Annotated in this window: 23 protein-coding genes and 2 pseudogenes; 11 read left to right on the forward strand and 14 right to left on the reverse strand. The window is 52.0% G+C overall.

Annotated elements, in window-relative coordinates; translation table 11 throughout:
• The first annotated feature begins 2 nt into the window (after positions 1 to 2).
• Complete coding sequence (locus HUE57_RS11940; RefSeq protein ID WP_078484579.1) at positions 3 to 377, forward strand: PilZ domain-containing protein; 375 nt, start codon at positions 3 to 5, stop codon at positions 375 to 377.
• A 46-nt stretch (positions 378 to 423) separates the two neighbouring features.
• Positions 424 to 1,200, forward strand: a complete 777-nt coding sequence (locus HUE57_RS11945) for a TatD family hydrolase (RefSeq protein WP_078484580.1) — start codon at positions 424 to 426, stop codon at positions 1,198 to 1,200.
• A 66-nt stretch (positions 1,201 to 1,266) separates the two neighbouring features.
• On the opposite strand, the pseudogene HUE57_RS11950 reads toward HUE57_RS11945, so the two are convergent.
• From HUE57_RS11950 to sthA, 3 genes and pseudogenes are all read right to left on the reverse strand, one after another.
• A pseudogene (locus tag HUE57_RS11950) lies at positions 1,267 to 1,917 on the reverse strand (aminotransferase class V-fold PLP-dependent enzyme); the annotation flags it as partial.
• 282 nt (positions 1,918 to 2,199) lie between these two features.
• A pseudogene (locus tag HUE57_RS11955) lies at positions 2,200 to 2,676 on the reverse strand (aminotransferase class V-fold PLP-dependent enzyme); the annotation flags it as partial.
• A 15-nt stretch (positions 2,677 to 2,691) separates the two neighbouring features.
• A complete protein-coding gene (gene sthA / locus HUE57_RS11960) occupies positions 2,692 to 4,086 on the reverse strand; it encodes a Si-specific NAD(P)(+) transhydrogenase (RefSeq protein WP_078484582.1) in 1,395 nt (464 codons plus the stop codon).
• A gap of 292 nt (positions 4,087 to 4,378) precedes the next feature.
• Here sthA and HUE57_RS11965 point away from each other — a divergent pair, with 292 nt between their 5' ends.
• The gene (locus HUE57_RS11965) at positions 4,379 to 5,011 is read left to right on the forward strand and encodes a TIGR04211 family SH3 domain-containing protein (protein ID WP_236860582.1); all 633 of its coding nucleotides are present in this window, start codon (positions 4,379 to 4,381) and stop codon (positions 5,009 to 5,011) included.
• Between the two features lie 349 nt (positions 5,012 to 5,360).
• On the opposite strand, the gene HUE57_RS11970 is transcribed toward HUE57_RS11965, so the two are convergent.
• On the reverse strand, positions 5,361 to 5,603 hold the full coding sequence (locus HUE57_RS11970) for a hypothetical protein (RefSeq protein WP_174673258.1): 243 nt from the start codon (positions 5,601 to 5,603) through the stop codon (positions 5,361 to 5,363).
• Positions 5,604 to 6,069: 466 nt separating this feature from the next.
• Between HUE57_RS11970 and HUE57_RS11975 the strand changes: the two genes are divergently transcribed.
• On the forward strand, positions 6,070 to 6,675 hold the full coding sequence (locus HUE57_RS11975; RefSeq protein WP_174673259.1) for a sulfatase-like hydrolase/transferase: 606 nt from the start codon (positions 6,070 to 6,072) through the stop codon (positions 6,673 to 6,675).
• On the opposite strand, the gene HUE57_RS11980 is transcribed toward HUE57_RS11975, so the two are convergent.
• Positions 6,634 to 6,990, reverse strand: a complete 357-nt coding sequence (locus tag HUE57_RS11980; RefSeq protein WP_174673260.1) for a hypothetical protein — start codon at positions 6,988 to 6,990, stop codon at positions 6,634 to 6,636. The genes HUE57_RS11975 and HUE57_RS11980 overlap by 42 nt on opposite strands.
• Between HUE57_RS11980 and HUE57_RS20325 the strand changes: the two genes are divergently transcribed.
• The 4 genes from HUE57_RS20325 to HUE57_RS11995 all read left to right on the forward strand — a co-directional run bounded on the left by HUE57_RS20325 (position 6,972) and on the right by HUE57_RS11995 (position 9,111).
• Complete coding sequence (locus HUE57_RS20325; protein ID WP_420885688.1) at positions 6,972 to 7,154, forward strand: sulfatase-like hydrolase/transferase; 183 nt, start codon at positions 6,972 to 6,974, stop codon at positions 7,152 to 7,154. The two genes, HUE57_RS11980 and HUE57_RS20325, sit on opposite strands and share 19 nt — an antisense overlap.
• 577 nt (positions 7,155 to 7,731) lie before the next feature.
• Entirely contained in the window at positions 7,732 to 8,016 is a 285-nt protein-coding gene (locus tag HUE57_RS19670) for an EAL domain-containing protein (RefSeq protein WP_078484586.1), read from the forward strand.
• Between the two features lie 31 nt (positions 8,017 to 8,047).
• Positions 8,048 to 8,608 carry an EAL domain-containing protein gene (locus HUE57_RS11990; RefSeq protein WP_338140936.1) on the forward strand — a complete coding sequence of 187 codons (561 nt, stop codon included), beginning with the start codon at positions 8,048 to 8,050 and terminating at the stop codon, positions 8,606 to 8,608.
• Positions 8,609 to 8,901: 293 nt separating this feature from the next.
• Positions 8,902 to 9,111 (forward strand): CZB domain-containing protein, encoded by a 210-nt coding sequence (locus tag HUE57_RS11995; protein ID WP_174673262.1) that lies wholly within the window; start codon positions 8,902 to 8,904, stop codon positions 9,109 to 9,111.
• A 91-nt stretch (positions 9,112 to 9,202) separates the two neighbouring features.
• Here the strand turns inward: HUE57_RS11995 and HUE57_RS12000 are convergent, their stop codons facing one another.
• From HUE57_RS12000 to HUE57_RS12015, 4 genes are all read right to left on the reverse strand, one after another.
• Positions 9,203 to 9,340 carry a hypothetical protein gene (locus HUE57_RS12000; protein WP_174673263.1) on the reverse strand — a complete coding sequence of 46 codons (138 nt, stop codon included), beginning with the start codon at positions 9,338 to 9,340 and terminating at the stop codon, positions 9,203 to 9,205.
• A 182-nt stretch (positions 9,341 to 9,522) separates the two neighbouring features.
• The gene (locus HUE57_RS12005) at positions 9,523 to 9,789 is read right to left on the reverse strand and encodes a hypothetical protein (RefSeq protein ID WP_174673264.1); all 267 of its coding nucleotides are present in this window, start codon (positions 9,787 to 9,789) and stop codon (positions 9,523 to 9,525) included.
• Positions 9,790 to 9,818: 29 nt separating this feature from the next.
• A complete protein-coding gene (locus HUE57_RS12010) occupies positions 9,819 to 10,283 on the reverse strand; it encodes an NAD-dependent epimerase/dehydratase family protein (protein ID WP_174673265.1) in 465 nt (154 codons plus the stop codon).
• A gap of 61 nt (positions 10,284 to 10,344) precedes the next feature.
• The gene (locus HUE57_RS12015; RefSeq protein WP_174673266.1) at positions 10,345 to 10,578 is read right to left on the reverse strand and encodes a hypothetical protein; all 234 of its coding nucleotides are present in this window, start codon (positions 10,576 to 10,578) and stop codon (positions 10,345 to 10,347) included.
• Between the two features lie 245 nt (positions 10,579 to 10,823).
• Here HUE57_RS12015 and HUE57_RS12020 point away from each other — a divergent pair, with 245 nt between their 5' ends.
• Complete coding sequence (locus tag HUE57_RS12020; protein ID WP_174673267.1) at positions 10,824 to 11,003, forward strand: hypothetical protein; 180 nt, start codon at positions 10,824 to 10,826, stop codon at positions 11,001 to 11,003.
• A 350-nt stretch (positions 11,004 to 11,353) separates the two neighbouring features.
• On the forward strand, positions 11,354 to 11,992 hold the full coding sequence (locus HUE57_RS12025; protein ID WP_174673268.1) for an aspartate/glutamate racemase family protein: 639 nt from the start codon (positions 11,354 to 11,356) through the stop codon (positions 11,990 to 11,992).
• On the opposite strand, the gene HUE57_RS12030 is transcribed toward HUE57_RS12025, so the two are convergent.
• The 3 genes from HUE57_RS12030 to HUE57_RS12040 form a co-directional block, all read right to left on the reverse strand.
• A complete protein-coding gene (locus HUE57_RS12030) occupies positions 11,944 to 12,612 on the reverse strand; it encodes a radical SAM protein (protein ID WP_172840324.1) in 669 nt (222 codons plus the stop codon). The genes HUE57_RS12025 and HUE57_RS12030 overlap by 49 nt on opposite strands.
• Positions 12,613 to 12,825: 213 nt before the next feature.
• On the reverse strand, positions 12,826 to 13,797 hold the full coding sequence (locus HUE57_RS12035; RefSeq protein WP_174673269.1) for a glycosyltransferase family 2 protein: 972 nt from the start codon (positions 13,795 to 13,797) through the stop codon (positions 12,826 to 12,828).
• A 201-nt stretch (positions 13,798 to 13,998) separates the two neighbouring features.
• Entirely contained in the window at positions 13,999 to 14,394 is a 396-nt protein-coding gene (locus HUE57_RS12040) for a Rossmann-fold NAD(P)-binding domain-containing protein (RefSeq protein WP_236860583.1), read from the reverse strand.
• On the opposite strand from HUE57_RS12040, the gene HUE57_RS19675 reads away from it, so the two are divergent.
• Entirely contained in the window at positions 14,382 to 14,510 is a 129-nt protein-coding gene (locus HUE57_RS19675; protein WP_272901968.1) for a hypothetical protein, read from the forward strand. The genes HUE57_RS12040 and HUE57_RS19675 overlap by 13 nt on opposite strands.
• A gap of 90 nt (positions 14,511 to 14,600) precedes the next feature.
• On the opposite strand, the gene HUE57_RS12045 is transcribed toward HUE57_RS19675, so the two are convergent.
• Positions 14,601 to 15,215 (reverse strand): lactate/malate family dehydrogenase, encoded by a 615-nt coding sequence (locus tag HUE57_RS12045; RefSeq protein WP_174673271.1) that lies wholly within the window; start codon positions 15,213 to 15,215, stop codon positions 14,601 to 14,603.
• Positions 15,216 to 15,276: 61 nt separating this feature from the next.
• Positions 15,277 to 15,438, reverse strand: a complete 162-nt coding sequence (locus HUE57_RS12050; protein ID WP_174673272.1) for a hypothetical protein — start codon at positions 15,436 to 15,438, stop codon at positions 15,277 to 15,279.
• Positions 15,439 to 15,447: the final 9 nt, after the last annotated feature.

Here is a 15,447-nt window from a genome sequence, read left to right on the forward strand (position 1 = left end):
TAATGAGCGAACAGAGCGCAGCATCAGCCAAGGCACGTCCAGCACGACAGGGTATCCTCTCCCTGACGATCAAGGACAAGAGCGCGCTCTATGCGGCCTACATGCCGTTTGTGACCAATGGCGGTCTCTTTATTCCGACCAACAAGAGTTACGATGTTGGCGATGAAGTCTTCATGCTACTGACGCTTATGGATGAGACCGAGAAACTGCCGATCGCGGGCAAGATCGTCTGGATCACTCCCAAGGGTGCACAGGGCAACCGTGCGGCAGGTGTGGGTGTGCAGTTCAGTGATCAGGATGGTGGTGCGGCACGCAACAAGATCGAAACCTATCTGGCCGGTGCGCTGCAGTCGGATCGTCCTACCCACACCATGTAATCTGCTCGGCCTCCCGCCGACATAACCTCAAGCACTCCCTTTCACTATGAAACTCGTAGATTCTCACTGTCATCTCGATCGTCTCGATCTGAGCAAACACGACAACTCACTTGAAGCAGCCCTGCAGCAGGCGCGTGATGCCGGCATTGAAGAGATGCTCTGTGTCGGCATCGATATGGAGGCGATGGAGCCGATGTTGGCACTGGTAGAGGCGCACGAAGGTGTCTACGCCTCCGTTGGTGTGCATCCCAACGAACATGACGGGCACGATCCGAGTATTGAGGAGCTGATCGAACTCTCAAAACGTCCCAAGGTGATCGCCATCGGTGAGACCGGTCTCGACTACTTCCGCAGTGAGGGCGATCTAACCTGGCAACGCGACCGTTTCCGTCGTCACATTGAGGCGGCCAAACAGGTCAACAAACCACTCATCATTCATACCCGTGAGTCCTCAGCTGATACGCTACAAATTCTCGAAGAGGAGGGGGCCGAGGCGGTTGGTGGTGTGATGCACTGCTTTGTTGAGGATATGGAAACGGCACAGAGAGCCCTCGATATAGGCTTCTACATCTCCTTCTCCGGCATCGTTACCTTCAAAAACGCCAAAGAGCTGAAAGAGGTCGCCAAACAGGTGCCGCTCGAACGCATGCTGGTCGAGACCGATTCACCCTATCTGGCACCGGTACCGCATCGCGGAAAACCGAATCAACCCGCCTATACCCGTCACGTTGCCGAGACGATAGCAGAGCTGAGAGAGATACCACTCGAACAGCTGGCCGAAGCGACCACCGACAACTTTCACAAACTGTTTAAATTCTCGTAGCCTGTAAGCTGTTTGCTGTCGGGGATCCGAGTTTAGATGCCGCTAATCTCCATCCGCGCTACCAGTTTAGAGATCGGCTGTAACGGCCAAAGCCAACGCGCTGTCGATCACCTCGTAAGGTGTATAGAAGTGAGGTGAGAAACGCACACCACCTCCTCGGGCGGCACACATCACCCCTTCGGACATCAGTTGTTCGTAGAGCCGTTTCGATTCGATGTTGATATGGCTGAAGGTGACGATACCGGCGTAACGTCCCTCTGCTGCCGAGGTTAGCAGCTCTAACTTTGGTTCGTCCTTGATCCGTTCAAACAGGTAGCGACTACGCTTCAGAACCTCTGACTCAACGGTCGCGTATCCCGTCTCCTCCAGCAGAGAGAGGCTGGCGCTGAGAGCATGAATACAGACCATGTTGGGGCTGCCGCACTCGAAGCGCCGAGCAGTGTTGGCGACCTGCCACCCTTGCTGATCGAAATCGCCCACCGCTTCTACCATGTGCCAACCGTACTGGTTGAGTCTGAGTTGATCGCGTAGTTCTGCACGACAGTAGAAAAGAGCGAGCCCTTCTGGTCCCAGCATCCATTTGTGACCATCGGCCACGACGAAGTCGGCATCGACCTGCTGCAGATCGAACTGCAGCGCCCCGAGACCCTGGATCGCATCGATGCAGAGCAGCACGCCGCGTTCGCGACAGGCATTGGCGAGGCGTGCCAGATCCATCGCTGACCGCCATGGAGAGCGAAGTGAGGGCGGTTAGTCCCCGATAGTCGACGCCGTCTGCCTATTCGTAGTTGAGAGCGCGAGCGAACGACGGAGAAGATGAGCAGCGGCTTTATGTCGGCGTAGAGTCACTGAGGGAGTTGTGTAGAGCCGCGAAGAGGTGATTACGCAACGAACGCAGGATGTCGGGGCGCCGTAGGCATAAACGGTCGCGTTAAGTTTTGCTGTTTGCTTGGGCTTGGATGCCCAAAACAAACTTTCGCAAAAATAGCGACTCCCCGGGCGCAGTCCGCTGCCGTATTGAACGGTGCTGACTGAGAGAAGCCGGGTCTGATCATTCATCTGGTCGATCAGCGCCTGCTCGGGATCGTCGCCGCTGATATCAACCATCCGCGTCTCAACACCCTGAGAGGCGAGTGACTCCCAGACGATGCGGTTGGAGGGGAACTCCTGCTCGGCGATGACGATGTTCTCGCCCTGTAGCCAATCGAGACCATAGGCGATCAGAGAGAGTCCCTCAGAGGTGTTTTTCAGTAATGCGATATCGTCAGCGGTAGGGGCGTTGATGAGCCTTTGTAGCTGCTCACGTAGTAGGCCTTCGACAGCCATCCACTGTGGGTAGTGTTTTGAACCAAGATGGAGGTTTTCTTCGGTGAAGCGTCGCACCGCCTCAGCGGTACGCAGCGGCCAGGGGGCGACCGCTGCGTGGTTGAGGTAGCAGAGACCCTCTTCCAGTGGGAATTCGGGGTGCTGCTCCATGGGTGATACTCCCGTCTAGAAAATGCGATTGAGACCGTCGAGTGCCGCCACGCGGTACGCCTCGGCCATGGTCGGATAGTTAAAGGTGGTATCTACAAAGTAGCGCACGGTGTTGGCGCTGCCCTTCTGTGACATGATCGCCTGACCGATGTGCACGATCTCAGAGGCCTGGTGACCGAAGCAGTGGATACCAAGAATCTCCAGGCTCTCGCGATGGAAGAGGATCTTCAGCATGCCGATGTTGGAACCGGTGATGTGGCTGCGGGCCAAATTCTCAAAAATCGAACGGCCCACTTCGTAGGGGACCTTATCATCAGTCAGCTCGCGTTCGGTACGACCGACCGAACTGATCTCCGGGTTGGTGTAGATGCCCGTGGGGATATCCTCGATCAGCTTTGACTCTGAGACACCCTCGGCAATGTGGGTGGCGGCAAAGCGGCCTTGATCGTAGCTGGCACTGGCGAGGCTCGGCCAGCCGACCACATCGCCGATGGCATAGATATGGGGCAGGGCGGTCTGGTAGTCCTCATTGATCGAGATCGAACCGCGGTGATTCACATCGATGCCGATCTCCTCAAGACCCATATCCTGGGTGTTTCCCGAGCGACCGTTGGCCCACAGCAGCAGATCGGTCTTGAGGCGTTTGCCTGAGGAGAAGGTCATGATCACTCCGTCATCGGTGGTCTCGACCGACTCGTACTCCTCGTTGTGGCGCAGAATCACGCCCTGGCTACGCAGGTGGTAGCTGAGCGCATCGGTAATTTCATCATCAAGGAAGGCGAGCAGCCGCTCGCGGGTGTTAACCAGGTTCACCTTGATATCGAGATTGGCGAAGATCGAGGCGTATTCGCAGCCGATGACACCGGCACCGTAGACCGTGATCGAGCGGGGAGTGCAGTCGAGATTCATCAATGCATCGCTGTCGAGCACCCGAGGATGGGAGAAGTCGATATCGTCGGGGCGATAGGGGCGTGAGCCTGTGGCGATAATGAAGTGGTCGGCACTGTAACGCTCGATGCTGCCATCATTGGATGTGACCTGAATCTCATTGGCAGAGATAAAGCAGGCGTGGCCCTGAATCACCGGTACTCGGTTGCAGTCGTAGAAGCTACGGCGCATGCGGGTCTGACGTGAGATGACCTCATCGCTGCGCTCAAGCAGCTGTGGCCAGGTGATTTCCAGATGCTCCATGGCACCCGCAAAGAGCTCGTTCTGCTTGTAGTCCTGGATTAGCTGCACTTCATGACGCAGCGCTTTGCTGGGGATGGTGCCGCTGTGGGTACAGCTACCGCCAACCACCGGTGCCTTCTCGACGACAGCAACCGAACGCCCCTTCTTCGCCAGGGTCATTGCAGCGCCTTCGCCGCCAGGTCCACTTCCGATGATAATGGTATCGAACTGCTTGCTCATAAGGTGACCACTCTCCAATATGTGAACCCCCGATTATACCCAAGCCTCCAGCGGAGCGTCACCCGATGATGCCGTGCCAGATGGGCACTGAAACGGTCTCTGCTGTCAAATGCATCACAAACTGCGCAGGGCGCATCGACCGGGCTCACTCTTCCTTGGACAATTGCCCGCCGATCTGAAAAAATTGCGGCAATTAACCCACAATGCGATCACCAAAATGTCTTATAAAAAAATACTCTTAGCCCTACCACTCCTAGTGATTTTGACCAGTGTTGAGGCTGAAACTCGTTACGTGACCGACCAGTTTAAGGTCATGGTGCGTAGTGGCGAGGGAACCAAGCATAAGATCGTACGCATGCTACCCAGTGGTTACAGTGTTGATGTTCTTGGAGCCAATCCTGAAACGGGCTACAGCGAGGTTCGACTCAAGAATGGCAATACCGGCTACATCCTTACCCGCCAGCTGATGGCCGAGCAGAGTGCGCGCGACCGTATTGCCGTTGCTGAGCAGCGTGTAGAGGAACTCTCAGCTGAGCCGGGTCGACTCAGCAGCCGCCTTGCGGAGATCCAGGTTGAGAACCAGAAGCTACAGAAGAGCAACGGTTCACTCCAGTCAAAAAATGCACAGCTCGAGAAGGAGCTGAAGAGCATCAAGCGCACTGCCTCCAATGCGGTCAAGATTGCTAATGAGCGAAATGAGCTCTCTACCCGTGTTGAGGGGCTGGAACAGCAGCTCTCTGAGGTGAAGTTCGAGAACCAGACCCTCTCCAACCAGTCGACCCAGAAGTGGTTCATGATCGGAGCGGGTGTCACCATCACCGGAATCATCATCGGTCTGATCCTGCCCAACGTGCGCCTAGGTCGTCGTAGAAAGGATTCCTGGGTTCTCTCTAGCAACAAAGTTTCGATAGTGGTTTTCATCTAAAGAGGGAACTTTAGCGGATCTCCCGTAATCGGTAACCAGATATTAACGTTACTGATTTCAAAGTCAGTTTTACCAGCCTGCACTTTTGTGCAGCGGCTATGGTTGTGTGATTTCCATAACAGTGAATGGTTGTGTCCTCTACGAGATTTCGAGGGCATGTCTGTTATGTGCCGATTTAGCTCGTCAGGTTGATTTGTTGAGGACGGTTCGTGCTTAAATTGTTTCTTTCTGCAAGCGCCTTTTTCCCTTGTTTCTGGAGTTTCTAATCTTTGGAAAGGGCTCTGCACTCGCTGACCGCCATGGAGAGCGAAGTGAGGGCGGTTAGTCCCCGATAGTCGACGCCGTCTGCCTATTCGTAGTTGAGAGCGCGAGCGAACGACGAAGAAGATGCAGCAGCGGCTTTATGTCGGCGTAGAGTCACTGAGGGAGTTGTGTAGAGCCGCGAAGAGGTGATTACGCAACGTACGCAGGACGGTCGGGGCGCCGAAGGCATAAACGGTCGCGTTAAGTATTTGCCGCTTGCTTGGGCTTGGATGCCCAAAACAAACTTTCGTAAAATAGCGACTCCCGATTTTGTTTGTCTCCTATTCATCTCTTTTGTTCGTTGCGTCAGCGATGTCTGGCAGGTGGTACCTGTTTGTGGTGTCACCATTTCTACTGCTATCGACGATAGTCTCTCCCTATCTCATTCTGACTAAATCTCGTCTGCAATATAATGTCATCTCCTCGATAATTGATTCCGATGTCGGTGAAACCGTTGAGTTTCTGGCAACACCGTTTTTCCTCAAATTTGCACTGTTATCACTTGCAATTATCGCTATTCCGTTTGTTTTATGTCGATTGAGATCTCTTGTTGACAGGTGTTCATCACAGAAATTGACTCGAATTTATCTAATTATCCCGGCGCTATTGTTATCTCTGTTTGCAGTGTTGAAGGCACCTCATGACAGGGAAGAGTTATATAACGATGGTTTATACCGATATTTTCCTCTGCGACAGGTGGTTCTCGTAAAAGGAGCATTGTTGAGACAAGAGTCGTAGTTAATCAGTATCAAAATATGAGCCTGGACTTGAGTGTTGCTCGTGATAAAGAAAATGATGTTTCGGTTGTGTTGGTTGTCGGCGAGGCTGCAAGAAGAAAATCGATGGGTGTATATGGGGCAGCATTTAATACAACGCCATTTTATCTTCGATGTCATCTAAATCAACGGATCAAGTTGCGCTTTTTCAGATGCTGTAACTGTTGCGCCATTTACCAGGGTTGCTGTTCCGTTATTGCTTTCGATGGCTGGGGCACGCGACTACACAAAGATAGGGCGCACCCCTCGATATATAAAATTCTCAATCAGGCAGGAGTTATATCGACTCTTGTATCGAAAAATCATGGTGTGACACTGCATGAACAATTGATTGATGTGATTGTTAAAGATAATGCGAATGCTGTGGGCGGTGCTTCTATATACGATGTGGATCTGCTGGCGCATATGTCAGATGCGCTTGCTGAGAGCGACAGTGGTAGTGATTTCATTACGTTAAGGTTGTTGGGAAGTCATCAGCGATATAAGGATAGATATCCATCTGACCATGACTGTTTTTCACCAGATACTCCAGAAGCAAACTATCTAAGCTCGATAAGATATACCGACGCTGACCGCCATGGATAGCGAAGCGAAGGCGGTTAGTCCGCGATAGTCGACGCCGTCTGCATATTCGTAGTTGAGAGCGCGAGCGGACGACGAAGAAGATGCAGCAGCGGCTTTATGTCGGCGTAGAGTCACTGAGGGAGTTGTGTAGAGCCGCGAAGAGGTGATTACGCAACGTACGCAGGACGGTCGGGGCGCCGAAGGCATAAACGGTCGCGTTAAGTTTTTGCTGTTTGCTTGGGCTTGATGCCCAAAACAAACTTTCGCAAAAATAGCGACTCCCCGACTATTTTCTTTCGGAACTGATGTTGCTATTGATGAATAGCGATAAGCCATACGTGGTTATTTATCTTTCAGATCATGGTGAGTACGTCAACGATGAGGGTGACCAAATATATGGTCATGGTTTCAAGGCGATATCACGCGGCGAGATAGATATTCCACTGGTGTTTCTATTTAACGATGAGTACCTGAAAAGCATCGTAAGACAGCTGATCTGATTCGTGCGCGGTCAAATTATGGCGCTTCGCTTGATAATATTAGCCATACAATACTCGGCCTGTTTGGTGTCAGTGATAGTGAGTTTTACGATGAGACATACGATCTGTCTCTCCTGCACTTATGGCACATCGTCGTTATATTGTTGATCGGAGTATGAGTATCTACGAACTGGACCAAATGGACCTGTATGAAACTGGTTTGGAAGAGAAGTCGAGATCCACAATCACGCCGATCGCTGAGTGTGACGATTCTAGTAGCTGACCCTGATTGGAGTGGTGGTGTGTGAGTGCACACATTCAATGTGTTGGGTCATATTGAGTGACGTCTACCCTTAATTTATGTGTCCGGTTTAGTAGGAAGGGCGGGTCTTGAATTGTGAGTTAGCCAGACTATGTTAGCGCTTTCTGATTGTGACAAGATCTGACATGTTGGCTTCTCTATAAACACACTGCTTATTTCAAAACTGTTAACTGCATCACACTCTAAGCGATAAAGAAGATTCTTCCCCTCTCTTTTATTGACTCTCTACCTGCACGATGAAACTATCCCGTATCACTATTGGGGTATTTCTTCGTCATGCAAAGCTCACTATCACCTCTCATTGAAGAGGCTCTGATCAGGGATGAGTTTGTTTTTCACTATCAGCCAAAGATCTCTCTGCTTAACGGTAAAGTGAGTGGAGCTGAAGCGCTAATAAGGTGGAAGAAAGCAGACGGTTCTCTGGTTCAACCGAATGATTTTATCCCAGCGGCTGAAGAGTCGGGGATGATCAAGAAGATCTCCCTTGCGATGTTTCCTAAGTTGATTGCTGACCTGGTTATTGTCCAGGATCTCAGATCCAGATCTGATTATCTCTTTTAATCTTACCGCACAGGACGTTGAAACGAGTGCAATGGTCGATTGCATTCGCGAAACGATCGAGAAGTATCAGGTTAATCCTCAACGCCTCCAGGTGGAGCTCACCGAAACGTCGGTTATTAACAGCTCTAGTAGTGCTAGAAAAAATATTGAGTCTTTGGTCGAGATGGGACTGGCGCTGGCTATGGACGATTTCGGAACGGGTTACTCATCAATCGATCTGCTTAGCCAGTGGCCCTTCTCAGTGGTGAAGATTGATCAGGGGCTGATTCAGCGCATGATCACCTCCGAGAAGAGCACCACAATCGTCCAGGCGAGTATCCGCATGGTGCACCAGCTCGGAATCAAGGTGGTGGCTGAGGGTATCGAGACCGGGGAGTCGCTATTTTTGCGAAAGCTTGTTTTGGGCATCCAAGCCCAAGCAAGCGGCAAATACTTAACGCGACCGTTTATGCCTGCGGCGCCCCGACCGTCCTGCGTACGTTGCGTAATCACCTCTTCGCGGCTCTACACAACTCCCTCAGTGACTCTACGCCGACATAAAGCCGCTGCTGCATCTTCTTCGTCGTTCGCTCGCGCTCTCAACTACGAATAGGCAGACGGCGTCGACTATCGGGGACTAACCGCCCTCACTTCGCTCTCCATGGCGGTCAGCGGTGGTGCCGTATATGATTTTCTGCTCAATTCTGGCTGTACCGAGGCGCAGGGTTTCTGGATGGGCAAGCCGATGGAGTTTTCGGAGTTTCTAACCTTCCTGAAGGTGGATCAGCGCTGGTCGGGTATCCCGATTGGATTGATCCATATGGCGCAGCTTGATCATATTCAGTGGCGGCGTTCGCTCGTCGAGCTAGTGATGTCTAAGGCGTTTGTTACGCAAAAGATGAGGGTGTGCAGTCTGTTGAGGCGGAGCTTGATCATCGTTGTTGTAAGCTCGGTCAGTGGTATTACGGTCACGGTCAGGAGTATGAGGGCTTTCCCGCTTTTGATGCGCTAGAACACCCTCACTGTGAACTTCATGGGCTCGGCAAGGAGCTTGTTGAAGCAGTAGAGCAGAGTGCTTCCGCTGACCGCCATGGAGAGCGAAGTGAGGGCGGTTAGTCCCGATAGTCGACGCCGTCTGCCTATTCGTAGTTGAGAGCGTGAGCGAACGACGGAGAAGATGCAGCAGCGGCTTTATGTCGGCGTAGAGTCAGTGAGGAGTTGTGTAGAGCCGCGAAGAGGTGATTACGCAACGAACGCAGGACGGTCGGGGCGCCGTAGGCATAAACGGTCGCGTTAAGTATTTGCCGCTTGCTTGGGCTTGGATGCCCAAAACATGCTTCCGCAAAATAGCGACTCCCCGAACGTGAGGAGGTTACTCGACTGCTTCGCTTATTGACAGAAAATCGGGTGAGGTCCTGGGGCTGCTACGAGGAGCTTGAGAGCGAAGCGCTGCTGGAACGTGGTGGCTTCAATGTTTCAGAGAGTGTGGCTGAGCTCTGATTTAAACCATCAACCCTTTGTTGATTTTCAATCCCATAATTTTCTTTTGATCCGACGAACGATGCCAATCGGTGAACGATATTGCCGCTCTGCCAATCGATAGGCGTTGTCCTGCGGCAGATAAGCAAGCTTCATTTGAGTCTCTGATAGATCGTGTGGTGTGGGATGGTTATCCGAGATGCCGTTGAATACCCCAAACTGAACCGATTCTGGTTCCTCAACGCTGCAGGTGAAGAGTTGCACCAGATCATCATGCGTTAGCGCATGTTCAAGCTGCCAGCGTGTCGGCCACATCCCTTTATGTTTTGAAGCTACAACCCAGCCTAAACGCAGGCAGTGAATCGATAGATTGGTGCTTTCGAGAGTAGTTGTGCCTCTCGCTCTGTCTGTAGCTTTACCTCGTTATACGCGGTGCTGGTCGGATAGATGTCGATCGATAGACTGCTGGCAAATACGACTCTACGGCAGTTACCTACGGCAGCATTCAGGAGTGATCTGTTCCCAGTCAGGTTGGTGTGAGAGAACTGCTTATTGGGTGAGAGGTGGTTGCCGACGACGGCGAGGTGAATGACTGTGTCCACATTTATGCAGAGCTTTTTCATCATGCCGCTATCACAGATGTCGGCTTGAACTGTCCGTGCGCCTTGAACCGGCTTGATCGGCTTGATGTCGACCAGTGTTAGATCGTAATAATCATGCCACGCCTTGCTGAGTATCTGTCCAACCAGACCTGCTGCACCCGTAATCAGTAGATGTCGCTTTGTGGTCTTGGGTGTATTGCTGATCATGGTTAGTTGATTCTAAACACTACTCGCACAGTAAGTTGGTTGTTATTGGAACGTACAAGCCTCATGCAGCTGAGGAACAGTTGTTTTGCATGATACGAAAGTCGATATAGATGAGTCCCGCATGGTCGCGTGTCAGAGCGCTGAGTTGAGGTAGTTCATCGGCATACTGCCCCGATTCGATCTTCCAAAATAGACTGGGTTGCTCGCCTGGGTAGATATCAACGATCTGATCGCCAGATAAGTAGTAGATGTAACAGAGTACTGGAAGCTCGCTGAGTAAAAACTGAGAGAACATCTGCAGGCTCTTCTCATCGGTGCAATGAGGAATCACCTCCTGGGTCCGCGCAAGAATATCGCGATAAAAATGCCTCTATTGTCAAAAGCGGCTGTTATCTCATCTTTTAACCATGTGGGTGTCTGATGTTCGAGCTGTTGCCAGCTCAATAACGAGACGTGACTGTTATTATGCTTGCCGAGAATTCTATGCAAACGTCGGTTCGACTCTTCGGCGATGGTCTTTAGCTTCTTGAGCTCTTTGGATTGAGTTTCGGCGTCGTGATGATTGGCGTAAATGTTATTGATATAGGGTGTATCGACCAAAGTGATGAAACTTCTGTCGAGATGAGTGTTGGTAAATTCACAAAAGTGTTCGATCAGGCGATTGCTAAAGCTTTTGTTCTTAATGCTGACCATGAGATAGCCCGTTTTGTCGTGCAGTAGTTCGATGTTACCTCTATCACTCCGACTGACGATGGTGAGGTCTATCTTTCCGGCAAAGTTACTGTTGATGGTATGTAGAGACTGGAGGGCATTGACGTTCTCAGTAGCTAATCGCTTTTGTAAAAGCGTTGTCACTTGATTATAAGGGATTGGCTGCGCAGATAGGGCAGCTGATCTATGCCAGTCCGACTAGTATTGGACTGGTTTATTGGAGGAATAAGTGGGTATTAAGCTTGCATTGGTAGATATTGCAGATGAGTGGATCGAAGGCTTGCTGGGAGCGGGAGTATCATTGAGCACCACAGCTATGGCGGTGATCTCTCAATCTTGAGTACCACTATTATGGACACGTGGCGGTCCACAATCTGATTCCCGCAGCCATCAAGGCAGAGAAGGGTGGTGCAGATGGGATACTGCTTGGCTGTTTTTACGATCCCGGACTGCGAGAGCTTAGAGAGTTGCTACAGATGCCGGTGGTCGGTGTCGGAGAAGCGACTCTGCATACCGCCGCCACGCTTTGTGCTGGAAAATTCTCCGTTATCGTCGGGCGAAATAAGTGGATTCCCAAGATGGCTGATAATGCCCGTAGCTATGGCCTTGAAACGCGAATTGCATCCTGGCGCTCACTTGAGATGAGTGTGGCGCAGATGGATGATCGAGAGCGTGCCTACGAGGCGATTATTCGCGAGGCCAAGGTTGCGATGGAGGTAGATCGTACTGAGGTGATCTGCCTGGGCTGCACCGGCCTGACCGGGCTTGCTCGAAGGGCGCAGCAGGAGTTGGGGATACCGGTGCTCGATCCAGTGGCGATTGGTCTGAAAGTACTGGAATTCAGGGCTGAGCTTTGGCGTCTGCAGGGTGTTTCACACAGCAAGGTGGGTGGTTATGAATCGCCGCCGATCGATGAGTTTGCAAAGATCTATGCGAGCAATAAAAGGGGCTATAGAGTAGCCGAAGGCGGTTCACTGGCACCGATAAAGCAACCGTGAGTGCAGCTGCAACCATCAACCTGATCCCTGGACTCATCGCCGGCAGGAGAGAACCAGACGGTGGAAAAATCGAAGTCTCTCTCCCTGACGTTCCCGATCACGGGAAAGGACTCGCAGAGTCGAACATCACCATCGGGTTCAAGCACACCGATTCGATTCCCGGCCTGACAGGGAAAGGGGAGTTGACCACCACTGAGCAGGTCACTCCATAGGGCGTAGCGTTGCTGCAAGCGTTCCTCAATTCTGGTTCGTGTCATTTCGTCACTAGTGCCACGTCTGGTATAGGTATCGAAAAAGGGTTTGGCCTGCTCAGTAAGGCGTGTAAATGCCTCTCCCGAGGGTGCCAACAGCGACGGCTCCTTGGGATCGCCGCGCATGGGTGAGAGCAGGTGAGAGTCAACCAGGATACGTTTTTGAACATATGTCATCAGCGGAATGACATCATCAATATTCTGGTTGGAGACCACTGTGTTGAGTAATAGGCCGAATCGCTGTTTTTTACGCAACAGACGCGCGCGCAGGAAGTTGAGCTGCTTAATGCTCTCTTCAACCGAACTGAAGGCACCTTGTTTGTCATGGATGGTGTCGTGAAGTGGTGGCAGGCCTTCGAGCGAAAACATCAGCGTCAGTTTAATGCAGGGATTCTCATCCAGAATTCGTTCAACGCTTGAGATTATCGTGGCAGGTCGTGAACCGTTGGTGGGGATGAAAATCGAGGGTACGCCTGTGTTCTCGACAAAGATGCGGCAAATGTCTGTAAGCTCTTTTCTCAAAAACGGTTCGCCGCCAGAGATCCATAGAATCTTCAGTTGACCGAGTGTTGACGATACCCGTCAATATTTATCGAGCGTCAGTTCCTGACGGTCACTATTTAAATGCTCATGGTAGTAACACATTGCACAGCGGTGGTTGCAGCGGTTAGTCACCGTAACAATCAGTTCAGAGAGATTAAGCTTGTGTTCCAGAATGGTGTTAACAAAACTGAATCGCTTGATATTGTCGATCTGTGGGTCCGTTAGGCCGTGATGGCGCAGATAGGCGCGTGTATGGCGAATGAAGACCTTGCATTGCCACTTCTGCTCAAAGTATTTGACGTCACGCAGGATAACGCCAAGATTGTTACGAATTTTGGCGTAGTCGCCGTCCTGGCGAACGTGATGATGCTGGATAACCGATTCCGGTATATAAGCGGTACGATATCCCCGCCTGGACAGTGAAAGGCCGAGGTCCTTGTCCTCCTCACACAGGAACAGCCGTTCATCAAAACCACCTACCTGCTCAAAGTGCTCGCGCTTAACCAATAGGCCGGTCGTAGGGTACCAAGGTAGCGTTTGTGGACTATTGACGGCAGGGTCGTCGTTACGAATAAGGCGGGTAAATTCGAGACCTGTTTCAATGAGTGCGTCACCCTCGAATGTGGATCTGATCTGCACCGGGGCACACATCACCATGCCATCATCTGAAACGATTTTTGCGCCGCAGGCCGCTATGCTTGGATCGCTCGATATGGCATCGATTAAAGGCTCAAGCCAACCTGTCGTAACCTCTGTGTCGTTATCGAGAAAGATGAGCTGCTGAGCAGAGGCCAGCTGCGCGCCCTGGTTTCTGCCTCGGCTGGTACCCACATTCTCACTGTTGTAAATCACGCTGATCTCAGCACGGCTGGTTTCAAGATCGCGAAGCCAACGGACAATATCCTCGGAGGCCCCCATATCAACGATGATGATTTCAAACGGCAGTACGGTATGTGAAAAGAGGCTATCGATACAGCGCCGTGTCTCATCCTGTCGTAACAGCGATAGCAAAATAATCGAAACGTGAGGTTGAGCTGCTAGCAAAGTCATTCCATTGATTAGATGTGTGTGGCACAGCGACTAAGAGGAGAGATGACATCCATATGCATGGGTGCCAGAAGTTGGGTAGAGGCTATTTATAGCGGAGTGTAGCGTGATGGGCAATGCGGATTTGAAACAGAGGAGACGGAATGAACACCGCCTCCTTGTTGCTCAGAGGCCGGTGTTGTCTGTTGTCGCTTTTACGGCCTCAAAGTTGGTCTGGAACATCGCCTTCTCATCGTCGGTTAGGTCGGCCTCAATGATACGTTCCACGCCATTAGTGCCGATAACGCAGGGCACGCCGATGTAGTAACCGTTTACCCCATACTCACCCTCACAGAGCATTGAGGATGAGATGACACGCTTCTTGTCGCCCAGGTAGGCCTCAACCATCTCCATGATTGAAGCGGCGGAGCTGAAATAGGCGCTGCCGTTTCCGAGCAGGTGGACGATCTCGGTACCTGCCTCGCGCGTGCGTTTCATGATCGAATCGATGCGCTCCTGGGTAAGCAGCTCTGAAATCGGAATGCCGGGGTCGCTATTTTTGCGAAAGTTTGTTTTGGGCATCCAAGCCCAAAGCAAAGCAGCAAAACTTAACGCGACCATTTATGCCACGGCGCCCCGACCGTCACTGCGTACGTTGCGTAATCACCTCTTCGCGGCTCTACACAACTCCCTCGTGACTTTACGCCGACATAAAGCCGCTGCTGCACTTCTCCGTCGTTCGCTCGCGCTCTCAACTACGAATAGGCGACGGCGTCGACTATCGGGGACTAACCGCCCTCACTTCGCTCTCCATGGCGGTCAGCGCCTGCAACGGTGGCAGTGCGTACCAGCGGGATCATCGTCGGGCCGTGGCCGCCCATCACCATGCAGGAGACGTCGTTGGCGGAAAGGCCAGTCTCCATGGCGATAAAGGCCTGGAAGCGACCGGTATCGAGCGCGCCGGAGAGGCCGACAACGCGACTCTTGGGAAAGCCTGAGACCTTCTGGAAGGTGTAGGACATCGCGTCAACCGGATTGGTGGCAACCACGACGAAGGCGTTAGGAGCATGCACCTTAACCTCTTCGGCCACACCCTTGATGATCTCAATGTTGATGCCGAGCAGATCATCGCGACTCATATTGGGTTTGCGTGGTATACCGGCGGTGACGATAACGACATCGGCATCGTCGATATCGTCGTAGTTTGAGGTACCTATCAACTCGACGTCGATACCATCGTGGGGGCGCAGGGTCATAATATCGAGAGCCTTACCCTTGACGTTGTTCTCGCTCTCGGGGCGATCGACAATCACTATGTTGCCGAGCTCTTTCTGCGTTGCCATCAGTGCCAGCACGCTACCGATCTGGCCGCCCCCGATGAGGGCGATTTTCGTTCTATGCATCTTCTTCCCCAACTTTGCCCAAACAGAAAAACTGTGGGCCGAAAATTCGTTATCTATATTTTTAACTACACGAGTCGGTGCCGCAGCTACCGCTCTTGCAGGCACCACAGCCTGCCTTGAATCCTGCGTGATTCGGTTCCTGTTTTTTCAGCCAGAGCTGGAATACGACCCAGAAGGCGCAGAGCGCTGTCAGGCCGAGCAGTGATATCAGGTAACCCATCACCTTATTCTA

This window comes from Candidatus Reidiella endopervernicosa (assembly GCF_013343005.1).
Lineage (GTDB): Bacteria > Pseudomonadota > Gammaproteobacteria.

Bases quoted from the DNA above. Each gene is read 5' to 3' on its own strand.
- HUE57_RS11980 (WP_174673260.1), bottom strand. From the start codon at position 6,990: ATGGCTTATCGCTATTCATCAATAGCAACATCAGTTCCGAAAGAAAAT.
- HUE57_RS11940 (WP_078484579.1), top strand. From the start codon at position 3: ATGAGCGAACAGAGCGCAGCATCAGCCAAGGCACGTCCAGCACGACAG.
- HUE57_RS12030 (WP_172840324.1), bottom strand. From the start codon at position 12,612: ATGTTTTCGCTCGAAGGCCTGCCACCACTTCACGACACCATCCATGAC.
- HUE57_RS12010 (WP_174673265.1), bottom strand. From the start codon at position 10,283: ATGATCAGCAATACACCCAAGACCACAAAGCGACATCTACTGATTACG.
- HUE57_RS11975 (WP_174673259.1), top strand. From the start codon at position 6,070: ATGAGCCTGGACTTGAGTGTTGCTCGTGATAAAGAAAATGATGTTTCG.
- HUE57_RS12005 (WP_174673264.1), bottom strand. From the start codon at position 9,789: ATGTGGCCGACACGCTGGCAGCTTGAACATGCGCTAACGCATGATGAT.
- HUE57_RS19670 (WP_078484586.1), top strand. From the start codon at position 7,732: ATGCAAAGCTCACTATCACCTCTCATTGAAGAGGCTCTGATCAGGGAT.
- HUE57_RS12015 (WP_174673266.1), bottom strand. From the start codon at position 10,578: ATGTTCTCTCAGTTTTTACTCAGCGAGCTTCCAGTACTCTGTTACATC.
- HUE57_RS11970 (WP_174673258.1), bottom strand. From the start codon at position 5,603: ATGAATAGGAGACAAACAAAATCGGGAGTCGCTATTTTACGAAAGTTT.
- HUE57_RS12040 (WP_236860583.1), bottom strand. From the start codon at position 14,394: ATGCCCAAAACAAACTTTCGCAAAAATAGCGACCCCGGCATTCCGATT.
- HUE57_RS11990 (WP_338140936.1), top strand. From the start codon at position 8,048: ATGGTCGATTGCATTCGCGAAACGATCGAGAAGTATCAGGTTAATCCT.
- HUE57_RS20325 (WP_420885688.1), top strand. From the start codon at position 6,972: ATGAATAGCGATAAGCCATACGTGGTTATTTATCTTTCAGATCATGGT.
- HUE57_RS12045 (WP_174673271.1), bottom strand. From the start codon at position 15,215: ATGCATAGAACGAAAATCGCCCTCATCGGGGGCGGCCAGATCGGTAGC.
- sthA (WP_078484582.1), bottom strand. From the start codon at position 4,086: ATGAGCAAGCAGTTCGATACCATTATCATCGGAAGTGGACCTGGCGGC.
- HUE57_RS11945 (WP_078484580.1), top strand. From the start codon at position 424: ATGAAACTCGTAGATTCTCACTGTCATCTCGATCGTCTCGATCTGAGC.